The following is a 16086-nucleotide window of genomic DNA, read 5'->3' as shown; positions in this document are numbered from 1 at the left end:
GCAATTAATTAATAATCAACTACTTATTTTAGTATGCCAGATTTAATTGATTGTTTTATTCTGCAAATTTATTCATTTTAATCGTATTTATTATGAAAGCTGAAGTTTCACTATATCTCGACACAAGGCGGGCACTAAAAAATGGCACATTTCCATTAAAACTACATGTTTACTTTACCGCCAAAATGGAGCGATGGTATGGCACAGATTACAAGTTAAGCAAAGAAGCTTTTGAACAGTCTTATTTGGCTACCAAGCCAAGAGGGGAAAACAAAGACCTCAAAATTGAACTGGATGCCATTATACAAAAAGCCGCTGACCTGGCTAAAGATTTAGGCGACAGCTTTACTTTTGAAAAGTTTGAGCGTAAGATGTTCCGTACAAAAGCCAGTGCCAATAATGTAATCGAGCATTTCGCGGCCTATGTGAAAGTGTTGGACAAAAACGAGCAGATCGGAACAGCGTCGAGTTATGATTGCAGCATTAAATCTATTACGGCTTACTTAAGTGAGGGTAAAAAAAATCCGGTTACACATATTCCTTTTACCGCCCTTTCAGCAGACGTTTTAAATAAATATGAGCAATGGATGGTTTCCAAAAACAATTCCAAAACTACCGTTGGTATTTATATGCGGAATTTAAGGGCGATCTTTAATAAGGCGATTACCGCCGGGGATATCTCACCCGAACTTTATCCTTTTAAAGCATATAAAATCCCTAACGGCAAAAATGTAAAAAAGGCATTAGAAACTCATGATCTTAACGCTCTTTACACTGCGGATGTCACTAACGATAGCTTTATGGAAAAGGCCCGGGACTTTTGGTTTTTCAGCTACCAGTGCAACGGCATGAATTTCAGGGATATTGCTGAATTAAAGTTTAAAGATATCCATGATACGTACTTTTCATTTTTAAGGCATAAGACAAAAAACACCACTAAGGAAGACCCAACGCCTATCGTTGTCCCTTTAACCAGCCATATCAAAGCGTTTATTAAAAAGTACGCTAATGAAAAAGGCAAGCCCAATGACTATGTGTTTCCTATATTCCAAACAAGCATGTCAGCCAAAGAGCGGCACAAGGTCAACCAAAATTTTATCCGCTTCGTTAACCAGCACATGCAAAAGCTGGTTGATCAGTTAGGCCTATCATTTAAATTAGGCACGATGGTAGCACGTCACTCGTTCACTACACAGGCCACCCGTACGATGGGGCTGGAATTTGCACAGGAAGCTTTGGGACACACCACAATGAACACGACACAAAATTACTGGAAAGGCTTTGAAAAGGATGCCAAAAAGAGCATGGCGGAAAAGCTTATGGAGTTTACAACAATTAAAACGACAGCAGATCAAGAGGCCATTCAGGAAGCCTCTTGATGGCAAGCAATGCTTTATGTTTCTATTAACGTGCGGCTTCTTAGGGCGGTTTTGACCTTGTTGTTAAATTCATCCCCTGGCCTGAATGCCGGAATGTAGCTTTCCGGTATTTGTACAGCCGTGTTCTTCGTGATATTCCTGCCGATCTTAGCCGCTCTCTTCTTCACTAAGGAAAGTGCCAAAGCCACGGACAAACACATCCTCGTGGTTTTCCAGAGATGTATTAATTACCTTAAAAAAGCCCCCTACAATGGCTTTCGTTTGCTCCTTGTCTATTCCTGTTTTAGCGGCTATCGCTTCGATCACTTCTGCTTTAGTCATATCTTGCATGTATTGAGGTATGGCTATCCATTTAAAAGGCCAACAACTGCAAATATAAAAATAACGGATTTACCGGCAAACCAGACCAACCTGAACGGCTGTACAGGCGGACATTCCCGCATTGCAAGCCAATGACGCACACCATCCCATTTTCACCGCTTAAGCAACCAACAGCGCGTAGCCGGGTAAAGTGTCAAGGCTGGGCGGGGCCGCTGAAAGCGAACAACTCCCGCCCGCTCTGTATAGCCTTGACGGTTTATCCCGGCGTGGGCTATCTTCGCGACCGTGGTGTAATTGGGTATTTATTCACGAGCAAGGGGAAAGGGCACAGTCGGTTATGAGCGCAGCGAATTTCCGTGTTGCCGTGCAAGGTGAGGCGGGCGGTATCAGGTCACCCGCTCTATCGCGGGTGTCCTGTAGCCGCTGGCCGCAGCCGGGGGATTGTCTGTACAGAGCACATGAGATAATAGGCAGTTGCCATTAATTACTTTAACACTGAAAAAAACCGCTTGCCGCAGCTACTTCTTTTTTTCACCAGGCTAACCCTGATTTTAGAACATCATAATCATAGCCTGTCCTATTCCCAGGTTTATCTGCAAAAAATACAGGATAGAATTCAGCAAGCCCCTTCAAAAGGTCCTCGTTAAATTCTGCAAAATCCTCCTTTAATACTGTGATCTTATTTTTGTTATCAAGCATCCAATTAAGCAAACGATCATCCTGAAGGCTGTTCATCATATAACAATTGCCTGTCTGTCCATCATGAATAAAAAAATGCGGTTTATGTTCTACCGAAATCACTTGGCTACCAACAATCACGTCTACCGAAAGACTAAAGCGGTCTTTGTGAAAGGTTAACATGAATGACAGCGAAGGTTGTTCTAAACTGTATCTTGATGCTTGCATGAAATATTTAGTTGGTTTTTCTCTTAAATATCTAAGCCAGTATAAAAGATAGGTTTGGTTGTAAGGGAAATCAACAAGCAACGGCAACGCTTTTTGCCATAGTTTAAATATGGTTGCTTTCGCCTCGTTCCAAACCTGCCAGTCCCGAGATTCATTTTTATAAGTAAGGGGCCGCATAGTCTCATACATGGTTTTACTTATCGAATTTAATTGTTGTTGGGATGGGTGATCGCCGCTTGGGTTTGGTTCTTTATCGGGAAGACAAAAATTTGAAAAGGCAACTAATTTCAAACCGCTCCTGTCGGTCTTGCCATGAAATGGAATAAGTAATGGGTAGTGGCGATCACGGTAAATGTCAGGTGCAAAACATAAAGCATAAGCATATACGAAACTCTCTCCGGCTTTTATTGAGAGTGTATTATCGATTTGCTCTTGTAATTTAGGGAAGCTTGATTTGCCGAACCCGATCAGGCTCCGATAAAAACTACCATACGCCGGTTTAGCCTCTACGTTAATATTTTGGCCCGATACATGTATGTTAAGAAATTTTCGGCTTGTTTCCTCGTTGTAAAAATTCGGCCAATACAATTTCTGACAATCAAATGTCTGGCTTAGCCAGGTTAGATTAAACAGGCCGATAAACGCGTGAAAACAGAGTTTTTCTTCCGGCATCCCGCATGTACAGGCAATATGCAATTCCTTTTTTTCAACATGTAGGTACAAGTAGTATATTGAACCATCGTTTAACTTCAGTTTTACCGTAGCTATACCTCTCTCAAAACTTAGAAACTCATCTTGGTTACCCATGTAAACTTTGCGCCCTTTGGGCTGCTCAAAATGCCTATATAACTCATCGCGGGTCAATAGCTGACCGGGCTGTGTTAAGGGTATTGGGTAAAAGAATAAGTCGGCTGGAATAATGGCAGCCTCTTTTTTTATTTTTTTGCCAGTCATAGTCAGTCCTTTTCTTCATTTACGGTGTAGAAATTTTCAATTACATCTTCGCCGACCTTTGTGCGCAAGGCATTAATCCAATCAAGACAAAGGTTTTCAGCTAAATTCACGAAGGCATCAACCCGTTCCAATATTTTGATAGCAATATCTTTATCAACTCTAAAATCTTCCGCATACCGGGTGTCTCCATAGCTTTCGCGAAGTATCTTGAATAATTTAACGGATTCATTATCATTCGCTAAAAACAGCTCTGCGGGTTCATCAGAGAAACATTTACAGAGGTTTAAAAGCCGGGTCAGGTTATGCAAATCGATCCGGTACCCCATGTGAACTTTAATAAGTGCGATACAAGCTTGTTCGACAGCCTGATGAAGCATGAAAACACCGTTTTCAGGGTATTCCTCAATACGAATACAATTAGTCGCACTATATAAAAAGCCGGTGGACATTTTTATATGATCATGAAAACGCTTTTCTGCTTTCTGAAGAGTATCAGCCGGGGTTAGCGTTGGAAACACCACATCAAGGTGGTTGATCTTATCATGGTACATTTCCAGGCCGCCTAAACATGCTGCGATAAAAAATCTACTGCCTTGCGTCACGGCGCTACGAACACTTTCGATGCCATGCGATATAGCCGTCACCTTAAAGCTCTTATAATGTGTGTTGATGTAATCTTGTATTTCATGTTCTACTCTTTCGCTGCCTTTGGTAATAAATAGAAAAAAGAAATGTAGGTCAATATAAGAGGGAAACTCGCCGAACTTGCTGAAGTTGTTAGATATTATCCCTTTATGGGCAAAACAAAAAACATGCGTTAGATGAAATTTTTGAGCGAGTAATTCAAATAAAGCAGACATTTCTTTAGATTGTTCTTCCGACATATAGTAGTCGGAGACAATTTCCTCTAACGGAAATTTTTGATCTATGACTTCTTTAAGCATTTGTACTCTCTCACGTTCTGCTTGCAGTAGTCGTTTATATAACGATTCAGTTAGGTTATCTGAACCCACACTTATGTTGGAGACGGTCAAACCGTCGGTATCCATACCGGAAATATTTAATACCAGTCTTCCACCTGAAAAATTAATGACGTTCATATTTTTGAATTTTGATTAAAGATTTAATCAAAATTCACCGGTCTTAGCTGTGTACCGAACTTAAACGGTGCGTTTTTTACTCATAAGCGTGTTATCTTTACCAATATAAAATCTTTGTATATTTGGTCATGGAAACATCTGCTAAACCATCAAACAATCATATAGGTAGGAAAATCGGTCGTATTCGCGAAATGCGGGGCATCAAACAGGAAGCGCTTGCTGTTGAATTAGGCGTAAGCCAACAGACTGTTTCACGTATGGAGCAAAGCGAAACTATAGAGGATGAGGTTTTAGAAAAAGTTGCCAAGGTACTTGGCGTTCCTGCGGAAGCTATAAAAAATTTCAGCGAAGACGCTGTAATCAATATAATCGCAAGTACTGTTAATAATCACGATCAGTCGGCATCTGTTTTCTTTTATCCAACATTCAATCCAATTGATAAGATTATGGAGTTAGTTGAAGAAAATAAAAAACTTTATGAACGTTTATTGGCCAGTGAAAAAGAAAAAATTGAGCTTTTAAAAGACAAGAAATAGCTTTATTAAATATACTAAACAAAAATGCCAGATTTAAAACCGGCATTTCGTTTTATGTATTAGGTGTTATTTCTTTTTTTGACCAGGTAATCCCACCCGTTTAAGGGTTTGCGTGGCTTCCTCTAATTTTTTGATAAAGAATGGGTCGTTGGCGTGGCTTTTAACATTATCGCTAACGATCCCGGGCCCAAAACCTTTTATAGTTTTTATTTTTTTTTCTACAGTAGGCATACTTACTCCTTTCATATCGTAATATTCAAATATAATTAATTAACTTCTGTTTCACCAAAAACGCTTCGTAATTGATCGTGTTGGGCTTAAACACATGCCAGGCATCATCTTTCAAGCCATATACATCAAAATCCTTGCTAATTTCATCCCACAAACCCGCTATTCCAATCTGATATAGCCTCGTACGTGCAAAGGTGCTTCCCTTTGCATAAATATAATGATTGCCATAATGATTGCAAAACTCGACAATAGTGTTCGCCACTGTTGCCAAAACTATATCCCTGTCTTCGTTATTACTTACTACAACATCATCTGTTTCCCCTGAATTAAGGTCTTGATCGCCAAATCCTAAATTATAAATTGGCGGTTCGGAATTGGGGATTTTTGTAAACATGACGATTTTTTTAATCCGTCCTTTTGGCCCGTCACTATAAAATTCATAGTCTTGAAAGTCATTACTTTTATTATATGGATAACGTTCTAAATTCATGGCATTACAGTCAAGAAATAATCAGTTTTCAAAAATAGTAAATTGTATTAGTCGTGTAGCCGATAAATTGCTTGGTATGCTTTTCACTTCCTTTCGATTTTTCAAGTTATCAATTCATGGCTTGCCCCTCATTTTCTTTAGACTGTCCGCTTCCCTTTCCAGTTGCTTAATCCGTAATTCCGTTGTCTGTATTTCCAAATACCGGGCGATGCTGTCTGTACGGTAGCCGTTGATCGCTGATATATTCAGACTGTCCAGTTGGTTCTGTAATTTCTGCTTTTTAGTGCTATCTGCTATTAAGTAGTTCCAGTACCAGGCTGTACGATAGCGGGTATTTAAGCTGTCCTTATACCAGCTACGGAAGCCGAACCAACTAACGAGGCCGACTACGATAGCCAAAGCTATTAAGTACATGCTGCGCTTAGCCATGATCTTTAAAAAGCCATGCCCGGCGTCCTCTGGCAATACCAAAATCCTGTTTTTAGAAAATAGCTCATTCAATACCTGAATGACGGCTATTCTCGTGGTCGTCATTCCCTCACTGGCAATTTTGGAAATGGGTAAAATACTTGGTGCGGGTACGGTGACCTCAATCTTCTGGTATTTCTGTTCAAAGCTGCTGATCAGTTTTTTAGTATGATCATCCTTTTCTGCAATAAGTGCATTTTTTTGATCGATCTGCTGCTGTTGTTCTTTGATAAAATTTTTGATCTCCTTTAAATCAGTTGCGTGCTCATTCAACACGGATGTTAAAGTTATCTCATCTATTGGAGTTTCGTCGTTTGGTTTCATGGTGACATGATTAATTCGTTCATAAAATTTGTTTACTGTTAATTTTACATCGTTACCGGCCTATGCTTGAGGTATGTTGATGTACTTGCTGCTTTTCCTTTTCCTTCTGTTGTGGTTTCTTTAATTCCTCCTGCTGCTTTTGTAATAACTGGGCCTGCCTGTTTTGTTCCTGCTGCTGACGTAAAAGCTGTTCCTGTTGTATCTTCTTCTCAATATCCATCATGGCGTAGCCGACCTGGCTCCCCTTAAAGCGAACGTGCTGCGCGTCGGTAAAAGCGATACCCCGGCCTAATTCTACTTTGTAGCCTCGTTGCTCCATGTATTGCTTGACCTGTTGCACATTGTTACTTTGTTTGACCGCTACTTGCAGGTGCTTTTTTAAAGCTTCCTTGCGGTTGTCAAACCGCTGGCCTCGTGCAACTCTTTGCTCCGGCTTTAAAAACTTATTCGGACTTAACACTTTTTCTATGTTGTATTCCAGTTCCATTTTCCGGGCAAACTCGGCGACATGCTTATAGCTGTTGCTGTCACTGGCTGTTTTGCCGTCAAATCCGATGCGGTTGGCAACGATATGCAAATGCTCATGATCGGTATCTTTGTGCGCTACCACCACATACTGGTGATCTTTAAAATCAAATTTTTCGGCCAGCTTTTCCACGATGTCGATCTTATCCTGCAAGCCTAACTTCCCTGCATCGCTATGGGCGAAGCTTAACGAAAAGTGAAACACCGGCTTTGATTGATCAGGGTTTAGCTTTGCCACTTCGATCATTTCCCGCACCAGTTCCAAACGGGTGCCGAAGCATTGGTTATAAGCGAAGACTTCGACCTGCTTCTTCTCCAGTTCCTGCATTTGCAATTCCTTGCTTTCCTGCCGCCTGCCCTCAAAAAGATAGTGCAGCACACCCCGGAAACTCTTACCTGTGCCGACTTTACCGATCATGATACGTACGTGTTAATGTTCTTTACTAATCCCCGCAGGCTTCGTACATCCTGATCCAGCAACGCTCTTTCCATTGCGTTTAAGTCATCGCCTCGATTGCGACGCTTCGCGATCTGGTTGAGGTTGGCGGCGATATGATTGAGCGTACCACGCATTTCCAAAACCGGCTTAGGCAGGGTCTTGACCCTGAACTCTATCCGCGTATTCAATCCCAGGTTCCGCAGGAAAACGGATGCGTTCATGCCTACGCGCTTCGCGTTGGCTTCGATGATTTTTTTCTCAATGAGCGTACACATGACGCTCACACTACTGCGCCGTTTATGCGGTACGCTTGGACGGCCGCCCCGGTTCGCCCGGCCCGCCGGAGCCTGAGCTTTGGTACCTATTGTCTTTTCAACTGCACTTTTCATAAGCTTCAATTCGTTAAAAAATCCTCAAAAAAATCCCCCCGAATGCGATAGCATGAGCGGGGGCCAGCGAGTTTCGGCAGGGCCGAAACATAGCTGGCTCCGCTTACAGGCCAAGGGCCTTTTCCGCTCCCGGCTGTATCGCTACGCGATACAGCCGGGAACTGTTGATGCAGCACCAAAGGTGCTGCCCCCGCCAAAAGCGGCCTGCCGCTTTCGCGGTTCTCCGAGAATCGCTGTAGCGATTCTCGGGCTGTATAAATAGTGGCACCAGAGGTGCCGCTGTTATCTCCGGCGACCTGTCGCCGGTTTGTTTTACACCCGCCTGCGGGTGTCGGGCTTTCAGCATACCGTTCACGGTATTGCTATCTGCTCGCTTCTTTTTTTCCAATGGGCACCATTGGTGCCTTATCGATACGCCACCATCAAGGCGGGTGTATCGGTCTGCGTTCAAAAAGCCGTTGGCTTTTTGACAGGCTTAAGATCGCCTTTAAAGGGATTGATTCAATGGCCTTGCCATTGATGAACCAAGCGGGCTTAATGCGCTCCATCGGCTTTAAAATGCTTAGCTTTTTTACTGCTGGTTGTCAGATGCTGCAGGGCTTCTTCCCTGATTTCGTCTGCGGTCTTCTTCCGGCCTGACTTGATCCACTCGTTGAGTTCCGAGCGGTAGAAATACAGACGCTTACCGCGCTTATGAGCAGGGAGTTCTTTACGGCATACTTTGCTGTAAACAGTCGGAACAGCAAGGTCTAAAAATTTTGCAGTCCGGATAACAGGCATAATTTCGTCCTGCTCCGGCGACTGTTCTTGTCGTTGAAGTAAAAGCTGTTCTATGGTCTCCAGCTTTTCTTGCATCTTAGTTACCGCCTCGGGTAACTGGTCAAAGGTGAGTGTATCTTTCATTGCGCATTAATTTTGTTTAATGCTGCAATGGTAGGGGCTTGGTTTGCAGGGTTACAAGTAGGTAAGCGGTAACCCTGCACCTACCCCCTCATTTTTTTGCTATTTTTTGTTGCTGGGAGCGGGCAGAATAAAAAACGTGTCTTCCTTTCGTTCGATTTTAAGGATGGGGGATTTGCAGGGACGGCCTTTAGTGGACATCAGCCCATTGAGGTAACCCTCGGGTAATTCCCTGGGTTCGGATTGTGGGGACAGGTATAAAAATTTCGGTGCTATCCATCTTTCGAGGTCGCTCATACGGCAGCCTACAATCAGATTGGCTTCTTTGAGTTGTTTAAAGGCATCGGCCAGTTGAGTAGCGGAACCCCTGAATAACAAAGGCGTTACAGGGGCTTCGTCGTGTAACAATAATTCTTCCAGCACGGCATGATCTTCCGGAGCAAAATAGGTTTTTAATAAATTAAATAGTTGGCCGGCTACCCCCTCCTTAAAAGTCGGATAGTAACCCACTATTTTAGCAGTAGTTAACTGTTCTACGTTTAGTCCAGGATCGACGGCTGTTTCCGGCACGGATGGTGTTTCGGATTTAGGAGTGATTACTGTTACGTCAGTGGTTTCAGACTTTTCCGATTCTGCTTCCTTTTTTTTTCTTTCAGCATCCAGCCATTCTTTAAATTCAGCTTCTGATCTTTTGGGCTTAATGGCTGTTGCAGTTGCATTAATTAGTTCCATTAAGAACTTTTCCCGAAGCTTGACCGATTCGCCCAAGTCTTCACCGAATTTACCGCTTACCTCAATATTCGCGTTGGTGGATTGCAGACCGTTGACAATAAATAAATATTCCAGCCGGACGGAAATAATAAAAGAACGGTTATAAACCCGTACCATCTCGGAATAGTGATCATGGTAGTAATTCCAAAACTCTTTGAAGCGGTTACGGACTTTATCCAGTTCGGTTAATTGTAGTTGGATACGTTCTTTGTCTAAGGTCAACAGGTCAATAAAGGCCATGTCTTTCAATACCCTTAATTCGCTCCTGTAAGAAAAGGAATCGTAATACGGTGTTTGGTGGGTCAGGTCGTAGGTTTTGACATGCTTCTTTTCATCTGTTCCCCAATCCATATAAATTTCGTCTTCAATAATCCGTAAGTCGAAAATTTGGATGCGGGTTAAAAACTCTTTTAAGTGCTGCATAGGCGGGCAGATTTATAAACTCAAATTTAAACATTATAATCCTACCATAAAAAAGCGAAATGGCTCTGGATATATCTAAATAAACATCTAATATATCCGCCCCAAACTATTATTTAGATTATTCCCGGATTTGTGTTTTATAGTCCTTGACCCTTAAATAAAAAAAGCTGAGCCCGGCCAGGCTAAGCAGGCCCAGAAACAATCCTGCCAAAACGTCTGTGAACCAATGAGCTCCCAAATAGACGCGGGAAACCGGAACGGTGAAAAGGAGAAAAATAGAAACGAAGGAAATAAGGATGCGTAATTTTTTGTTTAAATCATCCAACCTGTGCATGAGCAGGAGAAGAAAGCCGAAAAATACCGTGTAAAACAATACGTGGCCACTAGGGAAACTTTGCTGTTGTGTTTTTTCGATGACCCTCACCAAAGAAGGAAGAGGGCGTGGACGGTTAACCAGCAGCTTGACCAAGGTGCTAACCAGCCCCGAAAGGCCAGTTAGCACGATGAATAAAGCTTCTTTTTTATAGCTATATATTAAGAACAGCAAAGCTGTACCTCCAATGAGTATGGCTAAACCCGGTATGTCCCCAAACCAGCTAATGAACTTCATGGCATGGTCAAGAAGGAGGTTATGGTGTTCCTGCACTTCCTCTGAAAATTCACGGTCGATCATGGGTAATGGGTCAACAAAGACCAATGCAGTAAGTAATAGGAAGCCAGTAGTAATTGCCCCTGAAAGATACCAAACAAAGTTTTTTTTCAATGCTTAATCCTTTTTTACAAACCTGCCATTCTCATCAAAGATCAGGTCGCCGCCTTTTACCTCGGCTTCGTAGCTGGTTTTGCCTTCGGCATCGGTCACTTTCCCAGCTTCTTTAATTTTGGCACCCTTAAAATGTGCAGCAACATAAGAAGCCACTGCCTCAGGTAATTCAGTTATTGGAATAGCTTTTACGATCTCTACAAATGTTCCTGCCGGGGTGAATGTCACCGAATTATCCTCGCCGGACTTACCTCCCCAATTAGCTTCATAATTCCCCTTCTCTTTTTCCCAACTGACTTTGGCTGCTTCAGGATACTTTTTTGACAAAGCAGTTTTAATGATGGCAGGTACATTTTTCGATTTTAAGTCCTGCGCTTTTACAAAACCTACCATTATTAACAATAGGAATAACATTGCGATCTTTTTCATTTTTATTCCAAGTATACGATAGGAATCTGTGAAAAATTAGTAGGGAACTTGTAGAAAAGCTGGATACTGATTTTTCAAGAAAATTTGCAGTGCAATCGACGTAAATAAAATTTCCTCAAAGAAAGTATCAATAAAATTAATCTTGTGTTACTGACTCTAATTTATCTAAAAAATTTAAATCAGTGGTATAGATTAGAATTTTCCAGAAACTTTTTTAAAATTCAATCAAACCCGTGAATTTAATAGTTTAACTTTTTACCTTTAGGTTGATGGTTATGTGTGCCTTACAGGCAATAACTGATACATTAAAAATTTCACTTGCGATTGCCTAGGCTAAAGGAAGTGGTGCTTCTGGTATCAAAGACAACCGAAGTGTCGATATTTCCGACGACTATGCTATTGACTTTTGGACACTGGAATTGAAAACCACTAAAAGTAAATTGCTGGCCGCCGTCGCTGAAGTTGGAGACGCGTTCAATGCCGTCAAAAAGCAACATAGAAAATAAGGCAGCATTACAAATAATTAAATTTTATGCGGATCACCCAAGGGATTTTCAGCTTGTTTATATAATGCTTCTTCACTTTTAGAAATAATGGGAATCACTGTACTATCCGGAACCGGAGTATTCATGCCATCGTTGATAGGTGGGTTGGTCGTTCTTTTCCGTTTTACTTTCAAGTCTTTATTCTTATCAGTATTTTCTTTGTCTATACTCATCACTTTGTAATTTATTTGTTTGAATAAAGCGGTCTTTTGGGCGCGATGCCTTTGCCAAAATCACTTACAATATTTGTATTGCCATTCTTATGTAAGGTGTCAATAATGATCTCGAAGGAGCCTGCTGCTTAATTAACTGCGTTACTGGCCAGGTTGACCTATACCTGATCGAAGATTTTTAATTGCTTGATTTGATGCTTTAAGGCAACATTTTTCTTTTTTAGGCTTCCTATGGAATTCTTCAGTACGAGTGCTGTCCTTGAATCCATCAACTTTGATGACAGCAGAACGGGATGATTTCTCTTTGGTAGAAGCAAAAAAATGGAAGATTGTTTTATCGGTATCTTTTTTATAGATCAGCTATTGATAGAAACAATTATTGGTCTATTTATTAGGGTTCGTCCCCAATCCGCTGTTATTAAAAGGTTAACTTTATTTATATAAAGTCCATTTAAACAAATGTTTCGTTTGTAAATTAATAATCTTGCGGTTCAGGCGTGCACATTATAGCAGTTTTACTTAATCCCGACACGGCTGTTACTATAACTGTGGATACTAACATTTCATTAATTTATGGTTAGTTCCGTTCGATCATTCTCTTATCTTACAATAAATCGAAACTTATTTCAATAAGTAAGCTTACTACAAAACATGGATAAAGCATTGTACCCCTTAAAATTCGAGCCCATCTATCAATATAGATTATGGGGTGGCAGAAAATTAGCGCATTTATTGTCTAAACCACTGCCAAAGGAGGAACCAATTGGCGAAGCATGGATTTTGAGCGACAGAAAAGACCATGCCAGTAAGGTTACTAATGGAAACTTAAAGGGTTATACCATCACTCAATTGATGAAAGAATTTCCCAAAGAACTAATGGGAATACTTGTTGACCGTTTTGATTATTTTCCTCTTTTGTTAAAATTCTTAGATTGTAAGGAAGTTTTGTCAGTACAGGTTCATCCTTCAGACGATCAAAAAAGCTATATACCTAAAGGTGACACTGGAAAAACGGAAGCCTGGGTGGTTTTAGAAACAGGTAACGATAGCCGCATATATGCCGGGCTAAAAGAAGGCACTGACCAGCAAAATTTACGTGCCGCTATTCAAAACAATTGTGTAGCTGATAGGCTGCATAGTTTTGTACCTAAAGCGGGAGATGCTGTGTTTATTCATTCTGGTACGGTACACACACTTGGGGGAACGGTAGTGTTCGAGGTACAGGAAAATAGTGACGTTACTTTCCGGCTTTACGATTGGGATCGAACTGATCCTAAAACTGGTAAACCACGTGACCTTCAGGTGGATGAGGCGCTTGCCTGTATTGATTTTGAACAGGTTAATATTGGGCCGGCAAAGCCGGTTGTTGATGCTAAACAGTCAAATACCGAAAAATTATTTGATAACGAGCATTTCATATTATGGCGCATGAAATACAAGTCGCTGTTTAAAGTGGGCGTCAATAACGAGCCTACTATTTTAGTTGGTATAGAGGGAACCGGAAATGTGGTATTTAATGCAAAAAATCACGAGATCGGTAAAGGTGACGTGATGCTCTTACCTGCTGAATTAGGAGAATGCGAGATTCAACCCGACGGCCAAATTACTTTGTTGCAAATAGCCATTCCCGGCAAAGATAAAAGCAAAAAATCATGATCCCATTCCAGCTACAACGCATCGGCACCATAATGGAGCCCGAACCGGGCAATGAATTGGAGACCGAAGGGGTACTTAACCCGGCAGCAACCCGTGGACCGGATGGTGCCCTATACCTTTTCCCGCGTTTGGTGGCAAAAAACAATTATTCCCGTATAGGTATAGCGAGAGTGAAATTTAATAAATCCGGGGAGCCTATTGGCGTAGAACGTTTGGGTATAGCGTTACAGCCTGAAGTCAAATACGAAAAACGCCCCAACGGTGGAGGTGGCTGTGAAGATGCAAGGGTAACTTATGTAGAACCTTTAGCGCATTATATCATGACCTATACCGCCTTCGGGCCGGATGGGCCGCGCATTGCTGTGGCCAGGTCAAAAGACCTTTTTAATTGGGAACGCTTAGGGCTGGTAAAGTACCTTTCATATAAGCACGTGGACTTTAATGGCATTAATAATAAAGATGGCAGCGTCTTCCCTTTAGTTATTCCAAGCCCTCACGGACACCCTTCTATCGGTATGTTGCACCGCCCGCTTTTTCCAGGCACAACTCCCGAGGAAACTGTTAAACATAAAAACCGGGAAATAGATTCACATAAGGAGAGTATTTGGATCTCCTATTATAATTTAGGAGAAGACACTACCATCCAATATGCCAAATTCACGTCCAACCATCGCTTAGCTCTTCCGGAACAACCCTGGGAGAATTTGAAAATAGGTGCTGGAGCGCCACCTTTGTTAACCAAACATGGTTGGCTCGTCATGTATCACGGTGTACATGAATTGAAGGGATCAACGGCTGCTAAACCAAAATTATGCTATTCTGCCGGGGTGATGATACTTTCAGAAAAAAATCCGCAGAAAATACTTTATCGTTCACCTAATCCAATATTAGTTCCGGAATTACCGGAGGAAACCATCGGAACTATCGGCAATGTTGTGTTCCCGACAGGTATAGACCGACGCGACGACATTGGTCAACCCAACCGTATCGATGTTTACTATGGGATGGCGGATGACCGGATCGGTGTAGCCAAAATGGAAATTCCAGACACCCTGCCCGGAACTAATGATTGATGATCATACTCCTACTAACCGGACGGGTTTCGAATTGATTTTTTGACTTTTTAATCCGTTATTCCTGGTACAGGTACCGGAATTATAAAATCAACTAATCCCATATCAGCGTGCTTTACATGTTGTTCATAATCTTGCAGACTTTTATGGAGTGCAAGTGCAAATGTTTTATCAAGCTTGTCAATTACAATATTTGCGGTATTTATCTCCTCCCTCAATTTTTCCCGGCTGAGATTATTGAGCGGCGAATATTTATCGACTATATTGTTGAAATTGAGTTTAAAGTTTTTGTATACTTCATCATAATATGGCAAAAGTAGAAACGCTGCGGTGAACGTCTTTAAATGTGCCAGATAAATCGCGTCTGCTTTATCTGGCTTTGAAATTTTATTTCCTTCGCTTGCTGCCAACACCGACACCAAAGCCGGAGCACTAAATAAAAGTAGTCGTTCTTGCTTGTTTAGCTTTTCAAATTGATTTTTCATGTTTTGTAATGTTATTTTGTTACCATTTATCTGTTTGACTTTTTCTTTAAAGCTTCAAAGCCCGAAACGACATCGAAAAGCTCTTCGTCGATCATGCTTTGGCGCAAACTCTGGAATTTCTTACCCAGGTTTTCCAGCATATCACTTATGCTTTTTTCCGCCCGCTGCATCGCTTCCAATCGACTCGCATTTTCTGCCGCCAATGACTCTGTACTTGCCCTAAATACCGAAACGAATAGATAGGCATTGATAAGTGCGCTTAGTGTGGTCACCGTATTGCCAATAACTTCGGGTATGGTATTTGTCGGCCATTGTACAGCCATCAGATCCTGCATCCATTTTTCGTCAAGCGGCAATAACCTTTGCAAAACCGGCTCATAGCTCGACCCGGTTTTGGGCTGATTATGAAATACATAAAACTGCTTTATATTCCTGATTTCACGAATTTCTTCAATTTCGATCAAAAGACTTTGAATTAACGGCGTAACCGCATCAATAGAAACAGGAACAGCGTAAGACTTCGTAATATTAAGCCCTGCGTCTGCTAAAAGCGCCTGGATACGTTCGCCGATTACCCAAATTTCCTTTTTACCGGTAATAACATTAAAAGATTGTTGCACGAAACCGGACAGCAGGTCATTGAAATGGCCTACCAGCCCAAGATCCGATCCGAAGACAATAACACAAACTGTTTGATCTTCATCTTTTCCAGCTCCCGGATTTTCAATTACCGTTTGTATTTTTTCCGCTTTTAAATAAGCCTTAATACCCAGTGTAACGGTATGATAGTAATCGCCAAGTGAAGC

22 protein-coding genes are annotated in these 16086 nt (G+C 41.6%); 5 read left to right on the top strand and 17 right to left on the bottom strand.

Going from position 1 to position 16086, the window contains the following annotated elements:
- Positions 1-92 precede the first annotated feature (92 nt).
- Positions 93-1379, top strand: coding sequence for a tyrosine-type recombinase/integrase (locus tag ACVW0P_RS21125; RefSeq protein WP_128532081.1), 1287 nt, complete (start codon positions 93-95; stop codon positions 1377-1379).
- 14 nt (positions 1380-1393) lie between these two features.
- Here the strand turns inward: ACVW0P_RS21125 and ACVW0P_RS21120 are convergent, their stop codons facing one another.
- The 4 genes from ACVW0P_RS21120 to ACVW0P_RS21105 all read right to left on the bottom strand — a co-directional run bounded on the left by ACVW0P_RS21120 (position 1394) and on the right by ACVW0P_RS21105 (position 4660).
- A complete protein-coding gene (locus ACVW0P_RS21120; protein ID WP_394342714.1) occupies positions 1394-1579 on the bottom strand; it encodes an HU family DNA-binding protein in 186 nt (61 codons plus the stop codon).
- Positions 1527-1700 (bottom strand): HU family DNA-binding protein, encoded by a 174-nt coding sequence (locus tag ACVW0P_RS21115; RefSeq protein WP_317127880.1) that lies wholly within the window; start codon positions 1698-1700, stop codon positions 1527-1529. Before ACVW0P_RS21115 ends, ACVW0P_RS21120 begins: the two co-directional genes overlap by 53 nt.
- 531 nt (positions 1701-2231) lie before the next feature.
- Entirely contained in the window at positions 2232-3413 is a 1182-nt protein-coding gene (locus ACVW0P_RS21110) for a hypothetical protein (protein ID WP_457133816.1), read from the bottom strand.
- A 149-nt stretch (positions 3414-3562) separates the two neighbouring features.
- Positions 3563-4660, bottom strand: coding sequence for a HEPN domain-containing protein (locus ACVW0P_RS21105; RefSeq protein ID WP_128532083.1), 1098 nt, complete (start codon positions 4658-4660; stop codon positions 3563-3565).
- Between the two features lie 128 nt (positions 4661-4788).
- On the opposite strand from ACVW0P_RS21105, the gene ACVW0P_RS21100 reads away from it, so the two are divergent.
- A complete protein-coding gene (locus ACVW0P_RS21100; RefSeq protein WP_128532084.1) occupies positions 4789-5196 on the top strand; it encodes a helix-turn-helix domain-containing protein in 408 nt (135 codons plus the stop codon).
- Between the two features lie 66 nt (positions 5197-5262).
- Here ACVW0P_RS21100 and ACVW0P_RS21095 read toward each other — a convergent pair whose 3' ends face one another.
- The 10 genes from ACVW0P_RS21095 to ACVW0P_RS21050 all read right to left on the bottom strand — a co-directional run bounded on the left by ACVW0P_RS21095 (position 5263) and on the right by ACVW0P_RS21050 (position 11348).
- A complete protein-coding gene (locus ACVW0P_RS21095; protein ID WP_128532085.1) occupies positions 5263-5442 on the bottom strand; it encodes a hypothetical protein in 180 nt (59 codons plus the stop codon).
- 10 nt (positions 5443-5452) lie between these two features.
- Complete coding sequence (locus tag ACVW0P_RS21090; protein ID WP_128532086.1) at positions 5453-5917, bottom strand: DUF6934 family protein; 465 nt, start codon at positions 5915-5917, stop codon at positions 5453-5455.
- A gap of 114 nt (positions 5918-6031) precedes the next feature.
- Positions 6032-6709 carry a hypothetical protein gene (locus ACVW0P_RS21085; RefSeq protein WP_128532087.1) on the bottom strand — a complete coding sequence of 226 codons (678 nt, stop codon included), beginning with the start codon at positions 6707-6709 and terminating at the stop codon, positions 6032-6034.
- A 52-nt stretch (positions 6710-6761) separates the two neighbouring features.
- Positions 6762-7652, bottom strand: coding sequence for a relaxase/mobilization nuclease domain-containing protein (locus tag ACVW0P_RS21080; protein ID WP_128532088.1), 891 nt, complete (start codon positions 7650-7652; stop codon positions 6762-6764).
- Complete coding sequence (locus tag ACVW0P_RS21075) at positions 7649-8062, bottom strand: plasmid mobilization protein (RefSeq protein WP_128532089.1); 414 nt, start codon at positions 8060-8062, stop codon at positions 7649-7651. The genes ACVW0P_RS21080 and ACVW0P_RS21075 overlap by 4 nt, the downstream gene beginning before the upstream one ends.
- 103 nt (positions 8063-8165) lie before the next feature.
- On the bottom strand, positions 8166-8513 hold the full coding sequence (locus tag ACVW0P_RS21070) for a hypothetical protein (protein ID WP_128532090.1): 348 nt from the start codon (positions 8511-8513) through the stop codon (positions 8166-8168).
- Between the two features lie 83 nt (positions 8514-8596).
- Entirely contained in the window at positions 8597-8965 is a 369-nt protein-coding gene (locus tag ACVW0P_RS21065) for a helix-turn-helix domain-containing protein (protein ID WP_128532091.1), read from the bottom strand.
- A 99-nt stretch (positions 8966-9064) separates the two neighbouring features.
- Entirely contained in the window at positions 9065-10156 is a 1092-nt protein-coding gene (locus ACVW0P_RS21060) for a hypothetical protein (RefSeq protein WP_128532092.1), read from the bottom strand.
- Between the two features lie 118 nt (positions 10157-10274).
- Complete coding sequence (locus ACVW0P_RS21055) at positions 10275-10919, bottom strand: phosphatase PAP2 family protein (RefSeq protein ID WP_128532093.1); 645 nt, start codon at positions 10917-10919, stop codon at positions 10275-10277.
- A 3-nt stretch (positions 10920-10922) separates the two neighbouring features.
- On the bottom strand, positions 10923-11348 hold the full coding sequence (locus ACVW0P_RS21050) for a PepSY-like domain-containing protein (protein ID WP_128532094.1): 426 nt from the start codon (positions 11346-11348) through the stop codon (positions 10923-10925).
- Between the two features lie 356 nt (positions 11349-11704).
- On the opposite strand from ACVW0P_RS21050, the gene ACVW0P_RS21045 reads away from it, so the two are divergent.
- On the top strand, positions 11705-11854 hold the full coding sequence (locus ACVW0P_RS21045; protein ID WP_128533046.1) for a DUF3606 domain-containing protein: 150 nt from the start codon (positions 11705-11707) through the stop codon (positions 11852-11854).
- Between the two features lie 17 nt (positions 11855-11871).
- Here ACVW0P_RS21045 and ACVW0P_RS21040 read toward each other — a convergent pair whose 3' ends face one another.
- Positions 11872-12066, bottom strand: coding sequence for a hypothetical protein (locus ACVW0P_RS21040; RefSeq protein WP_457133815.1), 195 nt, complete (start codon positions 12064-12066; stop codon positions 11872-11874).
- A gap of 651 nt (positions 12067-12717) precedes the next feature.
- Between ACVW0P_RS21040 and ACVW0P_RS21035 the strand changes: the two genes are divergently transcribed.
- A complete protein-coding gene (locus tag ACVW0P_RS21035; protein ID WP_128532096.1) occupies positions 12718-13722 on the top strand; it encodes a type I phosphomannose isomerase catalytic subunit in 1005 nt (334 codons plus the stop codon).
- Positions 13719-14795 carry a glycoside hydrolase family 130 protein gene (locus tag ACVW0P_RS21030; RefSeq protein WP_128532097.1) on the top strand — a complete coding sequence of 359 codons (1077 nt, stop codon included), beginning with the start codon at positions 13719-13721 and terminating at the stop codon, positions 14793-14795. Before ACVW0P_RS21035 ends, ACVW0P_RS21030 begins: the two co-directional genes overlap by 4 nt.
- Before the next feature lie 50 nt (positions 14796-14845).
- Here the strand turns inward: ACVW0P_RS21030 and ACVW0P_RS21025 are convergent, their stop codons facing one another.
- Positions 14846-15280, bottom strand: coding sequence for a hypothetical protein (locus ACVW0P_RS21025; RefSeq protein WP_128532098.1), 435 nt, complete (start codon positions 15278-15280; stop codon positions 14846-14848).
- Positions 15281-15306: 26 nt separating this feature from the next.
- Positions 15307-16086, bottom strand: a 780-nt coding sequence (locus ACVW0P_RS21020) for a F0F1 ATP synthase subunit gamma (RefSeq protein ID WP_457133814.1), incomplete at its 5' end; no start/stop codon positions are given.

The organism is Mucilaginibacter sp. UYNi724, from assembly GCF_054057495.1.
Note: the sequence above shows the minus strand (reverse complement) of the source record. Positions and strands in the feature narration are given on the sequence as shown.